The sequence below is a fragment of the Corynebacterium sp. 22-2729 genome, from assembly GCF_053479475.1.
Genome location: NZ_JBRBCA010000005.1, coordinates 20,153 through 43,461, shown reverse-complemented (window position 1 = coordinate 43,461; position 23,309 = coordinate 20,153). Strand labels below are relative to the sequence as shown.

At 60.5% G+C, this 23,309-nt stretch carries 18 protein-coding genes, 1 tRNA gene and 1 pseudogene; 16 read left to right on the top strand and 4 right to left on the bottom strand.

Annotation, left to right across the window (positions count from 1 at the left end; genetic code table 11):
• The first annotated feature begins 91 nt into the window (after positions 1–91).
• From ACUY2T_RS04795 to ACUY2T_RS04740, 12 genes are all read left to right on the top strand, one after another.
• A complete protein-coding gene (locus ACUY2T_RS04795; RefSeq protein ID WP_448307854.1) occupies positions 92–1,033 on the top strand; it encodes a metallophosphoesterase in 942 nt (313 codons plus the stop codon).
• Positions 1,034–1,203: 170 nt separating this feature from the next.
• Positions 1,204–1,280, top strand: a tRNA-Pro gene (locus ACUY2T_RS04790).
• Between the two features lie 524 nt (positions 1,281–1,804).
• Entirely contained in the window at positions 1,805–3,157 is a 1,353-nt protein-coding gene (locus ACUY2T_RS04785; RefSeq protein ID WP_448307761.1) for an MATE family efflux transporter, read from the top strand.
• A gap of 102 nt (positions 3,158–3,259) precedes the next feature.
• The gene (locus tag ACUY2T_RS04780) at positions 3,260–4,477 is read left to right on the top strand and encodes an ABC transporter substrate-binding protein (protein WP_448307760.1); all 1,218 of its coding nucleotides are present in this window, start codon (positions 3,260–3,262) and stop codon (positions 4,475–4,477) included.
• Positions 4,474–5,598, top strand: a complete 1,125-nt coding sequence (locus ACUY2T_RS04775; RefSeq protein ID WP_293790884.1) for a FecCD family ABC transporter permease — start codon at positions 4,474–4,476, stop codon at positions 5,596–5,598. Before ACUY2T_RS04780 ends, ACUY2T_RS04775 begins: the two co-directional genes overlap by 4 nt.
• 65 nt (positions 5,599–5,663) lie before the next feature.
• Positions 5,664–6,434 carry an ABC transporter ATP-binding protein gene (locus ACUY2T_RS04770; protein WP_293790885.1) on the top strand — a complete coding sequence of 257 codons (771 nt, stop codon included), beginning with the start codon at positions 5,664–5,666 and terminating at the stop codon, positions 6,432–6,434.
• A gap of 222 nt (positions 6,435–6,656) precedes the next feature.
• Positions 6,657–9,887 (top strand): DUF4040 family protein, encoded by a 3,231-nt coding sequence (locus tag ACUY2T_RS04765; RefSeq protein ID WP_448307853.1) that lies wholly within the window; start codon positions 6,657–6,659, stop codon positions 9,885–9,887.
• Positions 9,884–10,372, top strand: coding sequence for a cation:proton antiporter subunit C (locus ACUY2T_RS04760; protein ID WP_448307759.1), 489 nt, complete (start codon positions 9,884–9,886; stop codon positions 10,370–10,372). The genes ACUY2T_RS04765 and ACUY2T_RS04760 overlap by 4 nt, the downstream gene beginning before the upstream one ends.
• The gene (locus ACUY2T_RS04755) at positions 10,372–12,054 is read left to right on the top strand and encodes a monovalent cation/H+ antiporter subunit D family protein (protein ID WP_448307758.1); all 1,683 of its coding nucleotides are present in this window, start codon (positions 10,372–10,374) and stop codon (positions 12,052–12,054) included. The genes ACUY2T_RS04760 and ACUY2T_RS04755 overlap by 1 nt, the downstream gene beginning before the upstream one ends.
• A 3-nt stretch (positions 12,055–12,057) precedes the next feature.
• The gene (locus ACUY2T_RS04750; RefSeq protein WP_448307757.1) at positions 12,058–12,939 is read left to right on the top strand and encodes a Na+/H+ antiporter subunit E; all 882 of its coding nucleotides are present in this window, start codon (positions 12,058–12,060) and stop codon (positions 12,937–12,939) included.
• The gene (locus ACUY2T_RS04745; protein WP_293790890.1) at positions 12,940–13,218 is read left to right on the top strand and encodes a monovalent cation/H+ antiporter complex subunit F; all 279 of its coding nucleotides are present in this window, start codon (positions 12,940–12,942) and stop codon (positions 13,216–13,218) included.
• On the top strand, positions 13,219–13,620 hold the full coding sequence (locus ACUY2T_RS04740; RefSeq protein WP_448307756.1) for a Na+/H+ antiporter subunit G: 402 nt from the start codon (positions 13,219–13,221) through the stop codon (positions 13,618–13,620).
• A gap of 127 nt (positions 13,621–13,747) precedes the next feature.
• Here ACUY2T_RS04740 and ACUY2T_RS04735 read toward each other — a convergent pair whose 3' ends face one another.
• Positions 13,748–14,173 (bottom strand): organic hydroperoxide resistance protein, encoded by a 426-nt coding sequence (locus ACUY2T_RS04735; protein ID WP_293790892.1) that lies wholly within the window; start codon positions 14,171–14,173, stop codon positions 13,748–13,750.
• Between the two features lie 160 nt (positions 14,174–14,333).
• The gene (locus ACUY2T_RS04730) at positions 14,334–15,965 is read right to left on the bottom strand and encodes a catalase (RefSeq protein WP_448307755.1); all 1,632 of its coding nucleotides are present in this window, start codon (positions 15,963–15,965) and stop codon (positions 14,334–14,336) included.
• A 77-nt stretch (positions 15,966–16,042) separates the two neighbouring features.
• On the opposite strand from ACUY2T_RS04730, the gene ACUY2T_RS04725 reads away from it, so the two are divergent.
• The 3 genes from ACUY2T_RS04725 to ACUY2T_RS04715 are packed head-to-tail and all read left to right on the top strand — an operon-like array spanning position 16,043 to position 19,408.
• Positions 16,043–16,669 carry an RNA polymerase sigma factor gene (locus ACUY2T_RS04725; RefSeq protein ID WP_448307754.1) on the top strand — a complete coding sequence of 209 codons (627 nt, stop codon included), beginning with the start codon at positions 16,043–16,045 and terminating at the stop codon, positions 16,667–16,669.
• 20 nt (positions 16,670–16,689) lie between these two features.
• Positions 16,690–18,099, top strand: a complete 1,410-nt coding sequence (locus ACUY2T_RS04720; RefSeq protein ID WP_448307753.1) for a TIGR01777 family oxidoreductase — start codon at positions 16,690–16,692, stop codon at positions 18,097–18,099.
• 34 nt (positions 18,100–18,133) lie between these two features.
• Positions 18,134–19,408, top strand: coding sequence for a ferrochelatase (locus tag ACUY2T_RS04715; protein WP_448307752.1), 1,275 nt, complete (start codon positions 18,134–18,136; stop codon positions 19,406–19,408).
• Positions 19,409–19,411: 3 nt separating this feature from the next.
• Here ACUY2T_RS04715 and ACUY2T_RS04710 read toward each other — a convergent pair whose 3' ends face one another.
• Together ACUY2T_RS04710 and ACUY2T_RS04705 are read right to left on the bottom strand one after the other, a co-directional pair.
• Positions 19,412–20,491, bottom strand: a complete 1,080-nt coding sequence (locus tag ACUY2T_RS04710; protein ID WP_448307751.1) for an aspartate-semialdehyde dehydrogenase — start codon at positions 20,489–20,491, stop codon at positions 19,412–19,414.
• Positions 20,492–20,580: 89 nt separating this feature from the next.
• Positions 20,581–21,846: an aspartate kinase gene (locus ACUY2T_RS04705; protein ID WP_293790898.1), complete on the bottom strand. Its 1,266-nt coding sequence runs from the start codon at positions 21,844–21,846 to the stop codon at positions 20,581–20,583.
• Positions 21,847–22,114: 268 nt separating this feature from the next.
• On the opposite strand from ACUY2T_RS04705, the pseudogene ACUY2T_RS04700 reads away from it, so the two are divergent.
• Positions 22,115–22,960: pseudogene (locus tag ACUY2T_RS04700) on the top strand (DMT family transporter); the annotation flags it as partial.
• Between the last annotated feature and the right edge of the window lie 349 nt (positions 22,961–23,309).

Below are 23,309 nucleotides of genomic sequence, written 5' to 3'. Positions count from 1 at the left end.
CCACCTTCCCCAAAGAGCGCGAAGCGATACTCTGGAAGACGTGAAAAAGAACTCCCGCAATGCCAATGCCGAGCCCCACAAGCAACGTTCAATTCCTGCCAGGCTGCTGGCGTGCGTGGCCGGACTTGGAGCCGCTAGCGTAGCAGTATCTGCGGCGTCATATAGAGAAACCCTCAAGTTCCAGCTCCACGAGGTCACCGTGCCGTTGCTAGAGCCCGGCACCCTACCTGCTGATTGGGATAGCTTCCGGTTGCTACACGTAAGCGACCTGCACATGCTGGATAAGCAGCACCACAAGCAGGAATGGGTTGCGGCACTCGACGAGTTGGATCCTGACCTGGTAGTCAACACCGGCGACAACCTGGGCGAAAAGGAGGGCGTACCGGGAGTTCTCCGTGCACTCGGTCCGCTACTGGAACGCCCAGGAGTGTTCGTATTCGGCAGCAATGACTATTTTGCGCCCCGCCCTGTGAACCCCTTCATTTATCTGCTTGGCAAGAAGCGCAAGCCTTCCGATGAGCAGCTGCCTTGGAAGGGGATGCGCGCCGCCTTTATCGAACGTGGCTGGCATGATGCCTCGAATGCCACGGTTGAGTTCGCTATCGACCCGGCGGCAACGGGTTCGCTTACTAGCCCTGCAAAGATCAAGCTGGCCATCGCTGGTGTGGACGACCCTCACCACGAGCTCGACGACTACTCGCAGATTGCTGGTCGTCCGAATAGTGACGCCGACTTGGCCATCGGCCTCAGCCATTCCCCGGAACCGCACGTTCTGGACCACTTCGCCGCTGACGGATATCAGCTGGTACTGAGCGGTCACACGCACGGTGGGCAACTGTGCCTGCCTGGTGGGCGCGCCATCGTGACGAACTGCGGCATCGACCGTAGCCGTGTGCGTGGACTATCTCGCTGGACCGAGCGCATGTGGCTGCACGTGACCAACGGGTTGGGTAACTCGAAGTATGTGCCCTTCCGCACCTTCTGCCGCCCGTCGGCAACACTGATCCACATCGTGGAGAAGCCGTCGGAATAAGCGGCAGAGAAGAAGAGGGATAACAGAGGAAAGCAAAGGAAAATGCCCTCTATACAGCCATTTTGAAAATTGTCCCCTCTGCGGGCTATAGTTGTTCGAGTTGCAGCCGTTGGCTTTGCATCATTTGCGAGGTTGCTCGCAGTTCGCAGAACTAACGTGCCGCTCCAGACCGGGATATGGCGCAGCTTGGTAGCGCACCTCGTTCGGGACGAGGGGGTCGCAGGTTCAAATCCTGTTATCCCGACCAACAATAGCCCCAGTCAGTGGCTCCACACAGGTCACAGACTGGGGCTTTTTTGTATCCTTGCGCCCCCTATCCCTCACAGTGTAAGAAGTTATTAGCCCCGGAGTTTAGTAGCCTAGCCTTACCTAACATCTGCTACACAAAAAGATCACTCCCTCAAAGTGATCGCCACCTCTGGAGGCACCGGGATTGCGTCGCAGGCAGCCCAGGACAAATGGAAACTTCCCCCTCACGAGACAAGGTTCAACACGCACAACTATGGAACGCTCAGCCAATTCCGGTTCATACCGGGACAGCGTTGACGTGCTCGTCGCCGTCGTGGGCACGGACAGCGCATTCTGCGGAACCACACATGAACCTAGGAGAATGGGACATGAGGAAATAATGTTCACCACCTCGCGTGTACTCGCCCGGCGACACGGATTATTGGTGGGAGGAACCGCCGGGGCAGCAATCCATGAAGGAGTGCAGACCTTGCAGACCTGCAGCGCGGTGCGGAGATGAAGGTAGCCGCGAGGTTGAGCTCCATGCAGAAGTATCGCGAAGTCCTGGGAATTTCTCTTCCCATCGCCGGGGTGCAGCTTGCTGGGGTAGCGCTGACCACCACGGACGTTCTGATGTTGCAATCCGTGGGCGTAATGGCGATCGCCGGCGGTGGCCTGGCGATGCAGCTCTACAACCAGATCCGCACGATGTGCGTGGGTATGGTGACAGCCAGCTCAAATCTCGTAGCCGAAGCTGCGGCAGAGATGGAGCGGAAGGATCCTTCAGATCCACCTTCCGAGGAAAGCGCGGAGAAGATCCGCCGAGCCGTGCGCTCCTCCTTCGCCGTAGGGACGGGTACTGCGATTCTCGGCGCGCTATTGGCCATCTCCTTCGGAGCACTGGTTCTTGCTCTGCCCATCGACGAGCAGGTCGCCCGTCTCACCTTCGCCATGACGCTCACATTGGCGCCGGGACTCATCCCTATGTTGTGGCTCAATGTCTTGCGCCAGTTCGCCGTAGGCATGCGGAAACCAGGCTCTCTTCTAGGCATCACACTGGTATCAATCTTCGTCAACATAGCTCTGAACTGGACATTTATGGCTTTGTCGACATCGGATGCATGGAAAGTGGCGGGCATCGGACTGTCCACGACTATCGTCCAACTATTAACCCTGTTGGCCTTCCGTGTGATAGTGCTGCGCTTACCCGAGTTGCAACCCTATTTTCACGTCTTTCCCCGCGCAGGCGATGGGGAGACTATACGCCACCTAGTGCGTCTCGGAGTACCAGTCAGTCTGACCTATGGCTCGGAGGCGGCGATTACAACAATCGCCGGATTGGTGATGGGAACCCTCGGTCCGCAGATGTTGGCGGCACATAACGTGGTAAACCAGCTGGCATACATCGTCTACCAGGTCTGCATCGGCTTCTCCCACGGCGGGTCGGTGCTCATCACGAGGGCACGAGCCGAAGGTGCCAACGCGGTACGCGCGGTGACCCGGCGCGTATTACTCGTCGTGGTCACGTACCTGGGGGTTATGGGCGCACTATGGCTCCTACTGGGACGCTGGGTGCTGAGCCCGTTCCTGGGAGATGCCGACGCCACCACCTTCCATATCGCCGTCCTGCTTCTGTGCCTCGCGGTGTTGCAGCAGTTCTCTAAGGGAATTCAGAATGTGGCGGTGGGATTACTGAGAGGGCTCAAGGACACTACTTCCGGGCTGCGCTGCACTCTCATTGGATACTGGCTGGTCGGGGTACCCGGGATTCTGGTGATGGGCAAGCTCCTGAAATGGGAGGGCTACGGCGTGTGGTGGGGGTTGATTGTCGGCTTCGCCACCACTGCGGTGCTGCTACTACGAGCCTTTTTTCGACGCCTCGCTTCACTTAGCTAACGGGGGTGTGGGGCAGCGAAATGACGACATTCTCTTCCAAGCATTGCCATCTAAATAAGGTGTGACTAACCTAAGTAAGTCGACCCAAAGAAAGGAACGCAGTTGACCCTCACGTCACTTAGAACTCGCAGCCCCCGCTCCCCCATGCGCCCTCATTTTCGCCTAGCTCGCGCAGTCGTCTCAGCGGTCGCCGCCACCGGCCTTTTCATGACCGCCGCCTGTAGCGCCAGTGATGGAACGAACTCCGCAACCAACGGAGAAAAACAGCAGATCACCGACATCCTCGGGCGCAATGTCGAGGTTCCGAAGAAGGTTGAGCGGGTTCTCATGGGCGGACAGAGAATGCTCTACACCACCGCTATCCTCAACAAGGAAAACCCGCTCCAGGGGATCGTCGCCTGGCCCGATGACTTGCAGCAGAACGACCCCGGCACTTACAAGAAGTACCAACAGAGATTCTCCGAGATCGGGGATATTAAGCAGACCGGTGAGGTTTACGATGGCTCGATGTCCGTCGAGCAGGCCCTGGAATCCCGCCCAGATGTCTTCATTGTCTCCGCGAACAGTTTCGACGCCGCCCAAGACGCCGGCATCGTCGACGGTCTTAACAAGGCCGGAATCCCCACCGTCGCCGTCGACTACTTCACTGACCCAGTAAAAAACACCGCACCAAGTGTGCGCTTGCTCGGCAAAGTACTCGGGCACGAAAAGGAGGCGGAGAAGTACGCCCGGTTCTACGAATCCAAGGTGGACATGGTTCACGACCGGTTGGAAAAAGCCAAGGCCACTCCCACCCCAACCTTCCTTTGGCGAGCTCCCGGCTACTTCGACTGCTGCTCCACTTTCGCCAAGTCCAACCTGGCTCAATTAGTCACCGCAGCAGGTGGAAAGAACCTGGGAGACGACATGATTGAAGGTAAGCAAGGCCAAGTCTCCCCCGAAGCGCTGGCCGGAAAAGACCCGGACGTCATCATCGCCACCGGCGCTGACTGGACTGATGCCAAGCAGCAGCCAAAAAAGACTGGCTTTATCCCCCTCGGTTACGACGAGTCCGCCGATCAGGCAGCCCGGGATTTTCAGCGCGTCGTTAACGGGCAACCTGTCCTCAAGGAAATGCGAGCCGTCAAGGACAAGAGAGCCTACGCCGCGTGGCATCACTTCTACGACTCTCCGTACAACTACCTGGCCATCGAGTGGTTCGCCAAGGCCATGCACCCCGACCTGTTTGCCGACATTGACCCGCAGGCTGACATGAAGGAACTGCACGAAAAATTCCTCCCCGTGGAGGCGAGCGGCACCTTCTGGACTGGTTTGCCATGAGCCACGTCGCCCCGACACGGTCAATCCCTGCCGTAAACGGGAAGGATCACAAAGACAGCATCCCGCAACGTCAACGTCCCGGCGTGAGCTGGTACCGAGCAGCCAGCAGGCGCAAGGTGGCAATCATCGCCGGGCTCGCGGCTCTGCTATGTGCAGTCACCGCCACAGATTTCCTCATCGGCAGCAGCATGCCTGCTAATGAGGCGATATATGTGCTATTTCACCCCAGCGATTCCCGCCCTGTTGACCGACAGATCATCTTTGATATTCGCCTGCCAATGACCATCACGGCGGTCCTCATCGGCGCTGCCCTCGCTGCCGCTGGTGCAGAGATGCAAACCATCCTGGGCAACCCCCTCGCAGAGCCCTACACACTGGGTATTTCCGCCGCCTCCAGCTTCGGCGCCGCCTTCGCCACCGTCTCCGGATTCACCGCCGCAGGAATTGGTGCAACGCTGGGGATGGCCGGCAGCGCGTGGGTGTTCGGGATCGCAGCATGCGCGGTGATTGTCCTCTTCTCCCGGTCAAAGAGCGCCGGCACGCAGGGAATGATCTTGCTAGGCATTGCAATCGTGTTCCTTTTCGACGCTCTCCTGGCACTGATGCAATACCTCGCCTCGCAGACCCAGCTAGAACAGGTGGTCTTCTGGACGATGGGCAGTATCACGCGCGCCACGTGGCCCCAGATCGGCCTCCTGGCACTCGTCTCGCTGATCGTCATCGCATTCTTCTACCGCAACGCGTGGACACTGACGGCGTTTCGAATGGGAGACGACCGCGCCAGGTCCATGGGAATCAACGTCAACAGGCTGCGCACGCTCACACTGGTGGGCGTCTCCCTCATGGCTGCGACTGCCGTTTCGATGGCCGGGACGATTGGCTTTATCGGCCTCGTCGGCCCGCACATCGCCAGGATGCTTGTCGGCGAGGATCAGCGCTTTTTCCTCACTACATCCATCTTCTCCGGGGCGCTCTTGCTTACCTCAGCCTCCGTGGTCTCCAAGCTGATCCAGCCCGGCGCGATCCTGCCCGTCGGCATCATCACGGCGATTGTGGGCGTGCCGGCGTTCGTCGTCCTCATCGTTCTGCGCCGCCCCCGAACCGTCTCCTCTCCCACCTAATACCCCCTCGCCGCGCCCACTTCTTCTCGCTCCAGCCCCTCCCTCACCCCAGAAAGGACAACCTCGTGGAACAGCCCGCCACGGTTCCGTCAGCCACCGCGCTGCAGGTCACCGACCTCAGTTTTTCCCACGGAGCAGCGCAGATCCTGAATGGCGTGTCTCTTCCGGGGATCAACGCCGGAACCGTCACCGCCCTTGTCGGCCCCAATGGCGCTGGTAAATCCACCCTGCTGCGCTGCATGGCTCAGCTGTGCCGATTCAGTGGCAGCGTCACCGGACCTGACGCGGTTTATTTGCCACAGGATCCCCCGCCGGAAAGCACCCTTACAGTGTTCGAATCAGTGCTGTTGGCGCTCCAACACTCCCGCACAGGGTTCAGAGGATTGCGAGTGGCCACAACTACACAGGATCGAGTCAGTACGGTCCTCGCACGACTGGGTCTGGAAAACCTCCAAGCCCGGACGATGTCCCAGCTATCCGGTGGGCAGCGCCAACTGGTGAGCTTCGCCCAGGCGATCGTGCGCCGACCCCAAGCCCTATTGTTGGACGAACCAACCAGCGCCCTCGACCTACGCAATCAGCTGACACTGATGGAGCATATCTGCACCTACGCCGTCGAGGCGCCAGCAGCGGTAGTGGTCACGATGCACGACTTATCGCACGCAGCGCGTTTCGCCGATCGTATCGTAGTGCTCCACAATGGCACCGTTTACTCACACGGAGCCGTGGAGGAAGTACTCACCGAGAACATGTTGCGAGAAGTCTACCGAGTCGATGGAACTGTCACGCCCACCGGCGATGGGACTGTAGCGATCACCACGTCAAGAGCCATTTGAGGGTCTGCTAAACTTGGCGAGTCACATAAATTTTTTTCCGTTCATGTTCCGACGTGACGGACCGCCCAATTTTTTCTAGCCCCCGGAGCCACACTCCCGCGCATCTTGGGGACACTAGGAGCGATCGATCGGCTCCGTAGTTCGGGACGTTGAAGGCGATTATGTGTTTGCCTAAGAAATCGTCGTCGAACTCGTTGGTTAGGGTGTTGTAGACACGTGGCATTGTTGGCCGTCCCCGTCACCATAGCGGTGGCACTCATCCTCGTCCCCCTGTTGGTCAAGACTCTTGACCGAAACGCCGGCTGGCCCTTGGGCCTGACTTTCCTGGCGCTCGCGGGGTACGTGATCAAACATGCCGACCCGGTCTTGAATGGCGAGACTGCCACGTGGTCTGTCACCTGGATCCAAAATTTCCTATCCGGAGCGAGCGGCGCAGGTAACGCAAGCGTGGGCGCAGCATCCACGGGCAACTCAACAGCCCTCGATCTGTCTCTGAAGATGGACTCTCTGGGGCTGTTCTTCACCCTCCTGGCTCTCCTTATCGGTGCCGTGGTCTTTATCTACTCCGCCGCCTACCTGCACAGGGGCGACAAAATCATGAGCTTCTACGTGCTCATGACCTCGTTTATGCTGGCAGTTCTACTACTGGTACTGGCGGACGACGTAGCGCTGCTGTTCATCGGCTGGGAGCTTGTCTCCCTGGCTTCGTTCTTCCTTATCGCCCGCTCGGGTTCTGGCGGCGAGGCCGGTTCGATCCGCACCTTGCTGCTGACCTTTGTCGGTGGTCTGTTCCTGCTGGCGGCACTCGGTATCGGTGTGGTCACCACGGGCACGACGGATCTCACGGCCATGCTGCACTCCCCCGCCTGGGACGGCCAGGACGTGCGTCTGGCTATCGTCGCCGTCCTTATCGCCCTGGCCGCGTTTTCAAAGGCCGCACAAATCCCCTTCCACTTCTGGCTGCCCGAGGCCATGGCCGCTGACACCCCGGTCTCTGCCTTTCTGCATGCCGCCGCCGTCGTGAAGGCGGGCGTGTATCTGCTGCTGCGCTTCTCCGGCCTCTTCGAGGGCGTCATGGCCTGGCATACGCTGCTCATCGTCATCGGCATGACGACCGCCATCATGGGCGCCGTGTTCGCGATCCAAAAGACGGATCTAAAGAAGCTCACCGCCTACTCCACTGTCTCCCAGTTGGGCTGGATCGTCGCGACCATCGGCGTGGGCACTCCCTTCGCTATCAGCGCCGCGCTGGTTCATACCGCCGCCCATGCGCTGTTTAAGTCCTCCCTGTTCATGATCGCCGGTGTGGTCGACCACCAAGCCGGGTCGCGCGATATTCGCCGCCTTGGCCCGCTGTGGCGCCAGATGCCTTTCACTTTCGTTTCCGCTGTGATCGCGGCGGCGTCAATGGCAGCGATTCCCCCAACCTTCGGCTTCGTTTCGAAGGAAGGCATGCTCACTGCCTTCGAAGATGCGCCACTGAGCAATGTGGGCGTCATCGTCCTGCTGGTCGCGGCGGGTATCGGCGCACTTGCCACGCTCGTGTACTCCGCCCGCTATGTGCTGGGTGCCTTTGTCGACGGGCCCAAGGATGTCTCGCATGTCAAGGAAGCCCCGGTGAATCTATGGCTGCCTGCCGTGCTGCCCGGCGTGCTATCGCTGCCGGTTGTCGCGTTCATGGGTATCTTCGATGAGACGATCGATCAGGTGGTGGAGGCTACAGGGCTCGGCCATGCACATACGCACTTAGCGCTCTGGCATGGACTGACGGTGCCTTTGGGTATCTCTGTCGCGGTACTGGTCGTGGGTCTTATTGTTGTTATTTATCGACGCCCCCTGCTCCAGCCGCTCGAGGGCAAGCGACTCGGGGTGGCAACGGGCGCGGAGATGATTACTGCATTCATCGAACGTTCCACGAAGTTCGGCCGCGCTTTTGGCCGCCTGGCGAACTCTGTGAACCCCAACCGGCACGTGGTGTGGATCTTCTCCATGCTGATCCTGCTGGCGGGCTTTGCCCTGCTGGGGCCGGGGCGTATCGAGGGGCTGGCGGATCTGAGCCCGCGGGTCGAGGGCATCGACAGCATTGTGGACCTAGTGGGCCTCGTGATCGTGGGCCTGGGTGTATTGGCGATGATCGGAACGCGTTCGCGTCTGGCCTCCGTTGTGCTGGTTGGCATCGTTGGCGTGGGTGTTTCCTGGGTCATGCTGACCTTGGGCGCACCTGATGTGGCTACGACCCAGCTGCTGGTTGAGTTCTGCGTGGTGGTCATCATGATGCTGGTTATCCGCCACCAACCGCGCTTGTACCTGCGTGAAGGAGCCAACCGCACGCGCTTCGCCACGGTTCTGGCGGTGCTCGTTGGCCTAGTTACTTTCCTGGGGTCATGGCTGCTTATCGGCCGCCACGACAAACCCGAGATCGCACAGTGGTACCTGGAGAAAACCCCGGAGATCTCCGGCGGCAACAACGTCGTCGCCGTCATCCTGGTGGAGTTCCGTGCTTTCGATACTTTGGGCGAGCTGTCAGTGCTGGGCATGGCGGGCATTGTGATTGCCGCATTGATCAAGTCCATCCCGCGCTCCCCGGTTCCGGGCTATGGCCCGGGTTCCACCGCAGAGCTATTCCGCGCACCCGGTTCCACTCGGTTCCCGGACGTCCACAAGGTTCCGGAGCTGGCACCGTTCTACTCCAAATACCTGCGCTCCACGCACTTGAACTCAATTAACTCCCGGATGACACTATATCCGTTGGTTCCGATCCTGGCGCTCTTGTCTGCTGCGACGTTCTGGCGCGGACACCAGGCTCCGGGCGGCGGATTCGTCGCCGCCCTGATCGCGGCCTGTGGCATCTTCATGTACTACCTGGCGCAGGCTCGGGCGAAGAAGACGCTCACTGACCAGGTTGCCTACACCTTCGTCGGTGCCGGTATGGCGATGGCACTTATCACCGGCTTGATCGGCTACATCAGTGACGGCTTCCTCGCCCCCATCCACGGAGAGATTCTGGGGCAGCACGTATCCACCTCGCTGATTTTCGACGGTGGTGTGTACTTGGCAGTGCTCGGCCTGGTGGTCATTGTTATCAACCAGATGGGTGGTCGCGAACGGCCGGGTACGGACCCGGCAACACTGAAGTCGAAGTTCCGTGCCCAGAACGCAAAACAGAAGATGGGGTTGAACTCCAAGGGCAAGCGCCCCGCCCCTATCGAGGGCAAGGAAACCCCGGCCAAGAAACCTTCGCCAGTCGCCGTCACCGTTGGTGGCAGCAATATTCCGTTGAATCCTTCCCAGGTATCAGCCGCTGCAAAGGCGGAGGAAGAAGCCCACCGGGCAGAGCGCGAAGCGGCCCGTGCACCGGTGCCGACGCAGAAAGACAACGGGACTGTGCAGGCAGATGAGCCTGATGGCGTCATCAATGAAGAACCAGACGAGCAGAAGGGAGAGCAACAGTGATCATCGCAGCCATCATCGCCATCCTGGTCGCCGGCGGCGTGTACCTGGTGATGCAGCGTGGAATGCTGCGAATCATCATGGGCATCACGCTCTTGGGCCACGGTGTGAACCTGCTGATCCTCGCCGCGGGCATCGGCGCCTGGCGTATGGATCCCCTCATGGATCGGGCTACCCCGGAACAGGCTGCCGACCCGCTGCCACAGGCGTTCGTCCTGACCGCCATCGTGATTTCAATGGCTTCCACTGCCGTCATGCTCGCCATGGCCGCACTTGGCCGCGACGATGACACTATCGGCACCGACGACGTAGAGACCGCTTCCCGCCGCCTGCGCACCCTGCAGACCATGGGGTGGAAGAACTACGAGGATGCCAAGACGCACGGCGGTGTGGTCGAAGAGCACAAGTCCAAGAAACTCGGCGCGAACGACTACACCGAGGTGCACTCATGCACGGATGAGGATGGCCTACAGGAGGGACAGAAGTAATGACCGGAAGTTCCCTACTCAGCCTGTTTATCGCCGTTCCACTGCTCTCCGCTGCCGTCGCTGCGATGGCTCCATGGAGTGCTGTGCGTCGCGCACTCGGCCTACTGGTGCCTATGTTCGGCATCGGCGCCAGCCTGTGGGTACTGACCAAGGTCAGCGAACCCCATACGGTGATGGTCGATAACGTCGGCGGCTTTATCGGTGGTATCTCCATCCCCCTGGCCGCCGACAATCTGGCGGGCATCATGATCCTGACGACCTCCGTCGTCGCCCTTGTCGCCAATTGGTTTGCCGACGTGGTTGGGGAGACACGAACCCGCTTCTACCCCGCCCTCACTCTGATGCTTATCGGCGGTGTGTGGGGTGCGTTGCTTACCGCGGATCTGTTCAACCTCTTTGTGTTTATCGAGGTCATGTTGATGCCCTCCTTCGGCCTGCTGGCCATGACGGGCACGTGGGCACGCCTGGCCGCGGGCAGGATGTTCATTGTCGTGAACCTGGTGACCTCCCTGCTGCTGCTCTCCGGCGTGGTGCTGGTCTACGCAGTTGTGGGCACCACCAACCTCGCGGCTCTGGCGGGCGCCGCCGGCCCGCGCGGCACCGAATTCGCCGAGGGAGTGTTCGGCAATCAATGGCAACTGGTAGTCCCCCTTGGCATGGTGCTGCTAGCACTTGCCGTTAAGTCGGGTGTGGCGCCAGTCCACACCTGGCTGCCCCGCGCCTACCCCTCTACTTCCCCCGCAGTGATGGCACTATTCTCCGCCCTGCATACCAAGGTTGGCATCTACGCCATCTTCCGCGTGTACCTAACCGTCTTCGAGGGGGATCCCACCTGGTCGTGGGCCATCCTGGTGATCATGGTGCTGGGCATGCTGATCGGTGGCTTTGCCGGCCTTGGCGAAACTACAATGCGCAGCGTCCTTGCCTATCAGATGGTCAATGGCATCCCATTCATCCTGATCAGCCTGGCGTTCTTGAGCGATAATGCGCGCCTGATGATCAGCGCCGGACTGTTCTACATGCTGCACCATATGATCGTCGCCGGGGCACTGATTATGGCCTCCGGCGCGATCGAGGAAACCTACGGTTCCGGCCGTGTGCGCAAACTGTCGGGCCTGCTACGCCGCGACCGTTTCGTCTCCATTGTCTTCGCCGCAGGCGCCCTGGCGATTGTCGGCCTACCTCCGTTTTCTGGCCTTTGGGGCAAACTCGCCCTCGTCTTCGGCGTAGCTCAGGACGGTACATGGAAGACATGGGTAGCCATCGGCGCGATCATCATCTCCTCAATTGGTGCCCTGGTCTCCATGATCTACGTATGGCGCGAGGTGTTCTGGGGACGACAAATGAACGCCAACGAAACCAACCCGGAGCTGCGCGTGCCGAGCCGCTACGTATGGCCGTCGGCAGTGATGATGCTGATTTCCGTCGGCATGTTCATCGGTGCCGGTCCGGTCTTCCAGCAGATCAACAAAGCCGCCGACAACCTAACCGATACGACGGCCTACGTTGAAGCGGTGCTCGGCGATCCAGATGAGGCCATCGGCGTGGTTCTGCCGCCCGGGCCAAGCGGATTGGATAACGTCCCTACGGACGCTCGGAGTTCGACGAACGATGACGCCTTTAAGGAGCGCGTCGAAAGGGAGAACCAAGAGCAACCGACCCAGCACGGGGAGGAACACTAAGCCATGGCAAAGTTCAGTATTGTCCACGCGGTGAAATCCACCGGCCACGCGCTGTGGTACGCCACCTGGTTGACGGGGCAGATCATCAAGGAATCTGTAGTGATGGCCATCGATACCCTCGGCACTGGCCGCAATATCGCACCGGTGGTGATCTACTACCCGCTGCGCGTAACCAGCGAGCGGGATATCGCCGCTTTCATCGCTTCGATCACCATGACCCCCGGCACCCTGTCCTTGGGTGTGACCGGCCCGAAAGAGGTTGACTACGACGCGGTGGCGGGCGAACGCAACTCAAAGGACGCATTCGCCGTAGCCCGTTCGGAGTTCAACACTCACGGTTTGTACCACGTACAACGCTTCCTGGCAGTGCACGCCATGTACGGTTCAGATCCCCAGGAACTGCTGGATAGCTTGGCGGATATGGAGGAGCACCTCGCTCCTTCGGTGAAGGAAAAGCCGCTGAATTTCGATGTGCAGTACCTGGTGGAGAAGGGGCGCCCCGGTCCGCGCGGTTTCCGAGGTTCCCGTGGCGGCCGCGCCTCCGACGAGACGGTTTTCGATGTGGAGAAGGTGGATTCCACCCCACACGCCGCTGCTTTCGTTGCCGCGATCCTGCAGTCTGATGAGGAAGAGAAGAACCCCTCCGACGTGCGGGATATGGATCGAAAGGAGCGCTACGAAATCGCCCGCCGAAATGCGGAACGCGCCAAGGCGCGGATCTCGAACGCCACCCCCGATATTGATACTTTCCGCGGGGACAACCTGGGGGCGTCGCTACCCGACCAGGAGGGGAAGACCAAACCCGGAGAGACTTTGTACGATCCGCTGTATCCGAAGGAACACCCGGGCAGAGCCAAGAAAACCCCGAAGCAGAAAGGCAAGTAGATGGAGCCCAAGGACCTACTCAACATCCTGGTGGGCATCGCCGCCGCCATCGTTGTTATCGCCCTGTTTACGGTGCTGTGGCGCGCGGTGTCTACCCATAATGACGCCCGCCGCGCTGTCCTTTCCGACATGGTATTCATGGCGATGGCCGGGTTGTTCCTGTGCTATTCGATCTTTCACCGCACAGCAATCACCTACGAGGTCGCGCTCTTCGCCGGATTGTTCGGCGCACTGTCGACGATCGCTTATGCCCGCATCATTTCCCGAGGGAGGCGCTAAATGTCCACCACACTCCTCGCCGCTGCCGGCGACATGGTCGAGTTCAACGAGCCCGGGTGGCTCGGCGCAATTACCGCAGGTGTGCTTGCCATTCTGGGGTCCATCTTTATCTTTGTTTCTGCCCGCGCGATGTACCTTGCTCCGGACGCCCTCAGTCAGGTCAACATGGTAGGTCCAGCTGTCGGCGTGGGACTTCCGCTGCTGATCTGCTCCAACCTTGTGTACTCCTGGTCGACGGAGGGATTCATTCTAGGTGAGCTGATCCGCGCCATTGTGGCTATTACCGCATTGCTGGTGGTGGGTGCTGTCGGCTCGTATGTGATGGGCCGTGCGCTGCACGCCACGCACTGGGATCACACGGTGCCGCTGTCTGGCGGTCAAAAAGCGAAGGAGCCGAAGTAGGCTTCCAGGCAGAGCGAGATTCCCAGTCTCGCAAACATCAAGGGAGCCAGCGCCCACGCAAAGGTGGGGGCTGGCTCCCTTGTTTTGGATTCGCTGTACGGGGGTCTCCCGCGAAAGCTAAAAACTCTTAGCCGACGACGGCAACGGCTTCCACGTCGATCTCACCGCGCATGGCCTTGGAGTAAGGGCAGAACGCGTGTGCGTCAGCGACCAGCTCATCGGCCTTAGCCTGATCCACGCCGAAGATGGTGGCGGTGATCTTCGCGGACAGACGGAAGCCTTCCGGAACCTTGTTCAGGGAAGTTTCGACGGTAACCTCCGGGGTCTGCTCCATCTCGACGCCGGCTTCCTTGATGGTCTTCTGCAGAGCGCCGTTGAAGCATGCTGCCCAACCGGCGGATACAAGCTGCTCCGGGTTGGTGCCCTCGCCGGAACCACCCAGTGCCTGCGGCGGGCGAACGTCCAGATCGATCTGACGGTCATCGGTAGCGACGTGGCCGTCGCGGCCACCGCCGGTAGAAATTGCCTTTGCTGTGTACAGTACGTCGCTCATGTGAAGAACAGTCCTTTCTTCAATCTGCTTGTCGAAGTGATCTCTAGCGTTATTTCTAAAGCTCGCTCTGGGCGGGGTGATCTTGTCGCCACCGCTCGGCGCCCAGCCTACGTGAACTCGCTTACCTCGCGCCTCCGCATGGCTCCGGGGCGCATAGTGCCTACTTACTGGTGAAGATCTCCTTCACCCGGTCGCGCAGGTTCTCGTCCACCTTGCCCCAGTAAGTCCAGCACTGTTCTGCCACCTGGTCAGATACACCCTCCATAGCGCCTGCGATATTGCCGGCGAGGCGCTCCCGGGCAGCGTCATCCAAGACCTCGCGCACCAGCTGGCCTGCCTGGATAAAGTCATCATCCTCCGGGTGGCGGACATAGGCGCCACGGGTGAGGTCGGTGCCGTGCAGGTCATCAAACAGACCCAACTCCTCGGCGGCAGTGCGGGCGGATTCTTGGCCCCGGCCAAAGCCGTACTGCGACTCACCAGCACCAACTCCCTGCTCGACAGCGCCGGAACCATCGTTGACGTCGTTGGCACCCTCGGGGCGCTCAAAGCGGTTCGGAGAGTACACGGGCGTACCTGCCGGTGGGAACTCCTGGTTACCCGCGCCGTCCTTGGCCGTGTAGTAGTTCTTCTCTGCCACCACGGAGCGGTTAGAAGGCAGCTGGTGGAAGTTCACACCCAGTCGGTAGCGCTGCGTATCGGCATAAGCGAAGGCGCGAGCCAGCAGCATCTTGTCCGGGGATAGGCCGATACCCGGCACGAGGTTCGAGGGCGCAAAAGCAGCCTGCTCGATCTGCGCGAAGAAGTTCTGCGGGTTCTCGTTGAGCGTGAAGTGGCCGACCGGGATCAACGGGTAATCCTTCTGCGACCACGTCTTGGTCAGGTCGAAGGGGTTCCAACGGTAGCCCTCGGCCTCGGCAACAGGCATGATCTGTACCTTTACATCCCACGTCGGATAGTCACCACGCTCGATGGCGTCATAAAGATCCTGGCGTGAAGAATCGAAGTTACCGGAAGCAATGACCTCGGCGGCTTCGTCATCGCTGTAGAACTTCCAACCCTGGCGGGTCTTGAAGTGGTACTTCACCCAGAAACGCTCGCCGGCAGAGTTAATCCACTGGTAGGTGTGGGAGCCGAAGCCGTCCATGTGACGGAAATCGGTCGGGATACCGCGATCACCCATCAGATAGGTCACTTGGTGTGCGCTCTCCGGGGAGCGGGTCCAGAAGTCCCACTGCATATCCGCCGAGCGCAGACCGGAATCCGACAGGCGCTTCTGGGAGCGGATGAAGTCGGGGAACTTAATGCCATCGCGTAGGAAGAACACCGGGGTGTTGTTGCCCACGATGTCGTAGTTGCCTTCCTGGGTGTAGAACTTCAGCGAGAATCCGCGTACGTCGCGTACCGCATCGGGGAAGCCCTGCTCGCCTGCAACGGTGGAGAAGCGGGCCAGCATCGGGGTCACGCGGCCTGGCTGGAACAGATCGGCCTTGGTGTACTTGGATACATCCTCGGTGATCGTCAGCTCGCCGAAGGCGCCGGAACCCTTGGCGTGCACATTGCGCTCTGGGATGCGCTCGCGGTTAAAGTGCGCATGCTTTTCCACGAGGTGTACGTCGGACAGCAGCAGCGGACCTTGCTCGCCTACCGTGGCCGAATGCTCTTCGGTGCTGACTGGGGAGCCGTTCACGTTCGTTGAAACCCCGGAGTATGGGCACACGCCGCGGGAGGCTACGTCCTTCGCGGATGTGATGGCCTCTGTGCTGTTGTGTTTGTCGTTTGTAGCAGTCATGGGTACCTCCTGATACCTGAGTCGGCTCTTCAACCCACCTTGCCAGAATTCCGCGCACCGCGTGTTAGGATCACTCCATGACCAGCCAGGCACCAGACAGCCAGGCACGCGATGCCGCTGTCACCGATCTCGCCCTGCGCGCCGCCAGTGGCGACCGCCAGGCACTCACGGAGTTTATTTCTGCAACACACGACGACGTGTGGCGCCTCCTGGCACACCTTGCAGATACAGACCGCGCGGATGACCTAACGCAGGAGACCTACCTGCGGGTTTTAAGTGCCCTCCCGCGCTTCGCTGCGCGTTCCACGGCACGCACCTGGATCCTGTCTCTGGCGCGCCGCGTGTGGGTCGATAGTGTTCGCCACGATATGGCTCGTCCTCGTAGCTCTGCCATGGAGATCGAGGACGCCACCAGCTCCACTCCCGCCGCCGAGACCACTGGCGGTCAGAGCTGGGCGGAATGGGTGGACACCCGCGCCCTCATCGACCGGCTGGAAGCCGACCGGCGCGAGGCCCTGATCCTTACGCAGGTACTGGGCTACACCTACGCCGAGGCCGCAAAGATCGCGAATGTGCGCGTCGGCACGATCCGTTCTCGTGTAGCTCGCGCGCGTGCGGATTTGGTTGAGATGGCCGGCGAGGGGCACGGTGGCGTCACCAAGGAAGGGCAGAAGAGCCCGAAGCGCCGCTTCGGGGTGGCCTAGCTTTATATAAGGTGGCGGGCATGAGCACCATCGCCTTTTCTCACCGCATTCCTTTGGGCCTGGACGACGTCTGGGCGCTGCACGGGCGCCCAGGAATCGTTCGTCGTCTGACGCCAGGTTTCACGCGCATGAAACTCATCGAACAGGCAGAGTCCCTGCGCGATGGGGTGACGACGTTTGCGCTGCCCGGCGGGGTGACCTGGGTGGCACAGCACCAGGCTGGAGGTTATGAGGGAGCTGCACCGGATCGGCGGGCTTTTCGCGATGTGTGCGCAACCCCGGCGCTCGGCACGCTCACGGGGTGGGAACACACACATGAGTTCCGGTCTGCGGACACACAAGGCAAGGCAGCGGCGACAGTCATCACTGACACTGTGCACACCAATCTGCCGAGGTGGGCTGCGAAAAAGGCTTTTGAGGGGGTGTTCGCATATCGGCAGAACCAGCTGCAGGCTGATGTGCAGCACTTGAAGTTCGCCCGGCGTTTGCAAGAGGATCCACTACGCATCGCGGTCACTGGCTCTGGTGGTTTGGTAGGCACGCAACTGTGCGCACTATTGGAACTGGCGGGGCATGAGGTAATTCGTCTGCAGCGCGGCAATGGCAGCGCCCACGGCGCTGGGGGTAGGGGCTTAAGCGATACGGTGCGGAAGTGGAACCCAGAAAACCCGGCGCGCGGTCTGCTCGACGGAGTGCACGTACTGATCCACTTGGGTGGCCACCCCATCGCAGGCCGGTTCACCGACCAGCATGTGGCGAAAGTACGCGATTCGCGGTTGGGCCCGACTGAGAAGCTGGCGCGACTGGTGGCGGAAACCCCTAGCGTGGAGACGATGGTGTGTGCCTCTGCCGTCGGGTTTTACGGCAATGATCGCGCCACCCTCGCGGATGAATCCGCAGAACAGGGCGGTGGCGTATTGGCGGAAATCGTAGCGGGTTGGGAGCAGGCAACCGAACCGGTTCGTGCAGCGGGTAAGCGGGTAGTAAATGTTCGCAGTGGGCTGGTTTTGGGCGGCGGTTCCCAAATGCTGGATTTACTGCTCACCAGCGTGCGCATGGGCGGTGGGCATCTAGGTGACGGCAGCCAGCACTTCGCATGGGTGGCTCTGGACGATGTGGTGGATGTGTACCACCGTGCGGCCATCGACCCGAACCTTAACGGCCCGGTGAACGCGGTGGGCCCGCAAGTGCTGACGAATGCCGAGTTCACACAGATCCTGGCGAAGGTCGGAGGTGGTTTCCCGCTGATCCCCGTGCCCAGGCAGGCCCCGGAGGTGCTGCTGGGAAAGCAGGGCGCTAGAGAGCTGGCGTTGGCCGACCAACACGTGGTGCCGAAGCGTCTAGAGGAACTGGGCCACCCATTCCGCTACCGCACTGTGGAGGCTGCGCTGCGGCACGAACTGGGGCGAGAAGACGCGCAGCTGGTTTAAGGAATGTCAGGTAGCTAGGGCTAGGCTTGTCTACATGAGCACGAGCGCCAGCAACCAGCCCATCGCCCCCGACTCCGCTCTCCTTCTGCTGTCTTTCGGCGGCCCGGAGAAGTCCGAAGACGTGGTGCCCTTCCTGGAAAACGTCACACGTGGCCGTGGCATCCCCCGCGAACGCCTGGAAAAGGTAGGCGAGCACTACTTTGCGCTTGGTGGCCGCTCCCCGATCAACGACCAAAATAAGCAGCTGATTCGCAATATCGAGGCTGAGCTTTCCCGGCGCGGCATCGACCTTCCCGTCTATTTCGGCAACCGCAATTGGGAGCCTTATGTAGAGGATACGCTGCAGCAAATGACCCGTGATGGCATCCGCCACGTCTACGTATTCGCCACCAGTGCCTGGGGTGGTTACTCGGGTTGTTCGCAGTACCAGGAAGATCTGCGCAGGGCGATCGATGCGTGCGAGAAAGCTGGCCTGCAGCCCCCGACCGTGGAGCGAATTCCGCAGTTCCACTCCCACCCTACTTTCATCGCAGAGTTCTCCCAGGCAGTGGATGCTGCCCGTGCTCAGCTGCGGGCTGACTATGGCGCGGACATCGCGGAGGACGCAGACCTGATCTTCACCGCGCACTCCGTGCCGACTGTGGCGGATAAGGCCGCCGGTCCGCATAAGTTCGGCGGGAATCTGTACTCCCAGCAGGTGTTGGATGCTTCGCGCTTGATTCAGCAGTCCAGCAGCTTCGCCGACCACCCCGGCAGCGGCGCGGATTACGGCTGGACCGGCCATTTGGCTCGGCACGATAAGGTCGGTGGCCGCGGGGATGGCCCTGCTCACACGGGTGAAACGGTAGGGGTTGATGTCGGCGTCGGCACGAACCTCGACGTCGAGGTCGTGTGGCAGTCACGTTCCGGCTCCCCGCATGTGCCGTGGCTTGAGCCGGATGTGTGCGACCATATTGAGGCGCGCGCTGCGGCTGGCAATAAACGCGCTATCGTGCTGTGCCCGGTCGGTTTCATTACCGATCACGTGGAGGTGCAGTGGGACCTGGATACCGAGGCACGCGATGCCGCTGCGAAGGCGGGCATCCCCTTCGTGCGTGTTGCCACTCCGGGCTTGACCGCCGGTTTCGCCGAGATGGTCATCGATCTTGTTGTTGGTAGCGACGCCCCCAGTTCCAACCTCTCTGAAGATCAGCTGGCCGCGCGAAACCTGGCGGCACGAGTGGTCGGTGAACTGACCACGGTTCCGGATTTCGGCCACACGTTCAACGGCAAGCCGTGTGCTCCGGGCTGCTGCGGTAGCGAGGTTTAGCCGCTAAACCAGCAGCTCCGCGATCTGAATGGTGTTCAGAGCCGCGCCCTTGCGCAGATTGTCGCCAGCGACGACCAGCACGAGGCCACGGTTGCCGTCGACGGTCTGATCCTGGCGGATGCGTCCGACCAGGCTCTCGTCGATGCCCGTGGCAGCCAGTGGGGTGGGGACGTCCACTACCTTCACACCCGGAGCCTCGGCCAGCAGCTCGCGGGCGGTATCCGGGGTGATCTCGCGGTCGAATTCTGCGTGGATCGTCATGGTGTGACCGGTGAAGACGGGCACGCGGACACAGGTGCCAGCGACGCGCAGTTCGGGGATTCCCAGAATCTTGCGGGACTCGTTGCGCAGCTTCTGTTCCTCATCGGTTTCCTCGGAACCATCGTCCACGAGATTGCCAGCCAGCGGCAGTGCGTTGAAGGCAATGGGCGCTACATATGGCTCCAGGTTGTCGGCGTGCAGGGCAGAGCCGTCGTGGACCAGCTTACGCAGCCCCTCGGACTGATCGACCTCGCTATTGTCGGCCTCGCCGTTGACATCACTGCCCAGGTTATCCAGCACCTGACGCACCAGCGCGTCCACTCCGGCCAGTCCAGAGCCGGAAACCGCCTGGTAGGAGCTGACGTGTAGGCGATTCAGCCCCGCGGCCTTGTGCAGTACGCCCAGCACGGGCATGGCAGCCATGGTGGTGCAGTTCGGGTTGGCGATGATTCCCTTTGGGGTGTGCTTGGCATCCTCCGGGTTGACCTCGGAGACCACCAGCGGCACCTCCGGGTCCTTGCGGAATGCCGAGGAGTTATCTACGACGATCGCGCCAGCTTCGGCGAAGCGCGGGGAGTGCTCGCGGGAGGTTCCGCCGCCTGCGGAGAACAGGGCAATGTCGATACCACGCAAATCCTCAGTGGCGGTGGCGGCGACGTCCTCGACGACGATCTGCTCGCCACGGAACTCTAGGGTCTTGCCCGCCGAGCGGGCGGAGGCGAAGAAACGCACCTTGTCCGCCGGGAAGTTCCGCTCGACGAGGATGTCGCGCATGACGCGGCCCACTTGGCCGGTTGCTCCAACGACGGCGATGGTGGTCATTCGGGGATCTACCTCTTCTATCTTTCGGGGTGTTGCTTAGCGCTCTTCAGCTGCCCATGCAGCACATGTGAGCTGCTGTTTTGACTACTTTAACGTCCCGTCCCAGCGTACACAATGGCTTCTTCATCGCCACCGAGCTGGAAACGATCGTGGATAGCGCGTACGGCCTTGTCCACGTCGGTGTCGCGGATCAGCACGGAGATGCGAATCTCGGAGGTGCTAATCAGTTCGATGTTGACACCTACATCGCGCAGAGCTTCGCAGAAGTCGGCGGTTACGCCGGGGTGGGACTTCATGCCCGCGCCGACCAAGGACACCTTGCCCACGTGATCGTCGAAGATGAGGTCCTGCCAGTCGTTCTGCTCCTTGATGGTCTTCAACAGCTGCATCGCGCGGGTTGCATCCGTGCGTGGGCAGGTGAAGGTGATGTCGGTGCGGTTGTTGTCGATCTTGCTGATGTTCTGCACGACCATATCGATGTTGATTTCCGCATCAGCGATGGCACGGAAAACCTTCGCCGCTTCCCCCGGGGAGTCCGGGATACCGAGGACGGCGATCTTAGCTTCGGAGCGGTCGTGGGCCACACCGGTGAGTACTGCTTCTTCCATGGGAATATCCTCCATTGATCCAGAGACGAGGGTGCCGATGTCGGTGCTGTATGAGGAGCGAACGCGCAGGGGCACATCGAATGCGCGAGCGTACTCCACACTGCGCAGCATCAGCACTTTCGCACCGACGGCTGCCATTTCCAGCATTTCTTCGAAAGAGATCGTGTCGAGCTTCTTCGCATTCGGCACGATGCGCGGATCCGCGGTGTACACGCCGTCGACGTCGGAGTAGATCTCGCACACATCGGCGTTGAGCGCGGCGGCGAGCGCGACGGCGGTGGCATCCGATCCGCCACGGCCCAGGGTGGTGACATCGCGCGTCTCGCGGTTCACACCTTGGAAACCCGCGACCAGGCAGATCTTCCCGTTGTCCAACGCTTCCTGCACGCGCCCTGGCGTCACGTCGACGATGCGCGCGTTGCCGTGCCGCTCGGTGGTCAGCACACCTGCCTGGGAACCGGTGAAGGACTGCGCTTCGGCACCGAAGGAGTTAATAGCCATGGCGACCAGCGCGTTAGAGATGCGCTCACCGGCGGTCAGCAGCATGTCCATCTCGCGTGCGGGCGGCACGGGGTTGACCTGTTCGGCAAGCTCCAGCAGATCATCGGTGGTGTCTCCCATGGCAGAGCACACGACGACCACGTCGTTTCCCTGCTTCTTGGTTTCCACGATTCGCTCGGCTACGCGCCGGATCCTCTCCGCGCTTTCCAGCGAGGAGCCGCCGTATTTCTGAACGATGAGCGCCACTGGTTGTTGCCACCTTCCGGTTCTAGTCTTAATCAGATTTTAGACTAGTTGGTCTGTTTGGTTGAGGCTAGGTTTCGGGGAACTATTTCTTCTTTATGACGCCCCACCCCAGACAATCACATGCGCCACTTACGTAACACGCGCGCCACTGACCAATAATCGACTCCCCTCCCCGAGTCCGATACAGTTACCCCAGTAAAGCTTTGAGAAAAACGCAGTGCAGATAACACAGCAGATAGAAACGGCATAGAAAAGGTAAGGGGGCGCGATGATCGAAAACAACGCTCTTGCAGTTGTTTTCGCCCTCGGCTCAGCCCTCACCATCGCCTGGGGGACGGTGGTACGCCACCGCATCGCTATCGCTTCCGGCGAAAACCGCAGCGGCGCCATCATGGATGCCATCAAACAGCCCATGTGGTGGGTCGGTGTTGCCAGCGCCCTTTTTGGATACTTACTGCAGATCATTGCGCTGGCATTTGGAACACTGCTGGTAGTACAGCCGATCCTGGTCCTCTCCTTGATGTTCACCCTGCCACTGTCCGCGAAGTACGACGGACGACGGATATCGGCGTCCGAAACCGCATGGGCGGGACTATTAACCGCAGCAGTAGCTGTGCTGGTGATACGCGGCAACCCCGCACCTGGACACCGCGAGCCCGATCTAACGGTCTGGCTTATTTGCCTGGGCATTGGGGCAGTGGTTCTACTAGCCTTCTTCGTTTACGCGTTGGAGCAGGCAGCGGCGCTGCGCGCGCTGATTTTGGGATCCATCACCGGCGCGATCATGGGCTATGTGGCCGTGCTATCGAAGGCTGTGGTGGACGTCTTTAGCGATTCCGGGGCGCCCGCACTTCTCGCCTCCTGGGAGCTATGGACGCTCATGGCTTTCGCAGCAGTGGGTACGGCGGTACAACAAGCGTCATTTAACGCCGGCCCGCTTAAGAATTCCCTGCCCGCAATGACGGTAGTGGAGCCGATTTTTGCGTTCATTCTGGGATATATCGTGCTGGGCGAGAAGTTCCGCATTACAGAATGGGAATACGCCTACATGGCAGCTGCGATCGCCGTCATGCTGATCTCGACAGTGATTCTCAGCCGGAAGTCTCTCGAAGAGGATGGCGACACAGAGACCAATACAACGACCAATACGACGACCAATACAACCACGACTAGCGCGACTAATGCGACCGCCGAAACTGGGGCAACTGATATGACGGCGTCACCAAACAGCACAACAACCACCCCACAATGAGGGACACATATCCCAAATAGTGGGACAAAACATCATTCTCATGTGACGTAGCTAATAGTCGGGTTATAGTCGGAAACATGACTACGCCAGCGCACAACCTGCTTCTGTGACGCGGCGGGGCTCAAAGGTTTTAAGCGATAGTGAGCAAACAGCTCACCCACCGACCGGCACCCCGTCGCGGAGTTTGGTGTTGCCGGTCGGGAATCACAAC

Coding starts and splice junctions, on each gene's coding strand:
- ACUY2T_RS04785 (WP_448307761.1), top strand. CDS start 1,805: ATGCAGAAGTATCGCGAAGTCCTGGGAATTTCTCTTCCCATCGCCGGG.
- ACUY2T_RS04775 (WP_293790884.1), top strand. CDS start 4,474: ATGAGCCACGTCGCCCCGACACGGTCAATCCCTGCCGTAAACGGGAAG.
- ACUY2T_RS04755 (WP_448307758.1), top strand. CDS start 10,372: ATGACCGGAAGTTCCCTACTCAGCCTGTTTATCGCCGTTCCACTGCTC.
- ACUY2T_RS04750 (WP_448307757.1), top strand. CDS start 12,058: ATGGCAAAGTTCAGTATTGTCCACGCGGTGAAATCCACCGGCCACGCG.
- ACUY2T_RS04745 (WP_293790890.1), top strand. CDS start 12,940: ATGGAGCCCAAGGACCTACTCAACATCCTGGTGGGCATCGCCGCCGCC.
- ACUY2T_RS04740 (WP_448307756.1), top strand. CDS start 13,219: ATGTCCACCACACTCCTCGCCGCTGCCGGCGACATGGTCGAGTTCAAC.
- ACUY2T_RS04735 (WP_293790892.1), bottom strand. CDS start 14,173: ATGAGCGACGTACTGTACACAGCAAAGGCAATTTCTACCGGCGGTGGC.
- ACUY2T_RS04730 (WP_448307755.1), bottom strand. CDS start 15,965: ATGACTGCTACAAACGACAAACACAACAGCACAGAGGCCATCACATCC.
- ACUY2T_RS04725 (WP_448307754.1), top strand. CDS start 16,043: ATGACCAGCCAGGCACCAGACAGCCAGGCACGCGATGCCGCTGTCACC.
- ACUY2T_RS04720 (WP_448307753.1), top strand. CDS start 16,690: ATGAGCACCATCGCCTTTTCTCACCGCATTCCTTTGGGCCTGGACGAC.
- ACUY2T_RS04715 (WP_448307752.1), top strand. CDS start 18,134: ATGAGCACGAGCGCCAGCAACCAGCCCATCGCCCCCGACTCCGCTCTC.
- ACUY2T_RS04710 (WP_448307751.1), bottom strand. CDS start 20,491: ATGACCACCATCGCCGTCGTTGGAGCAACCGGCCAAGTGGGCCGCGTC.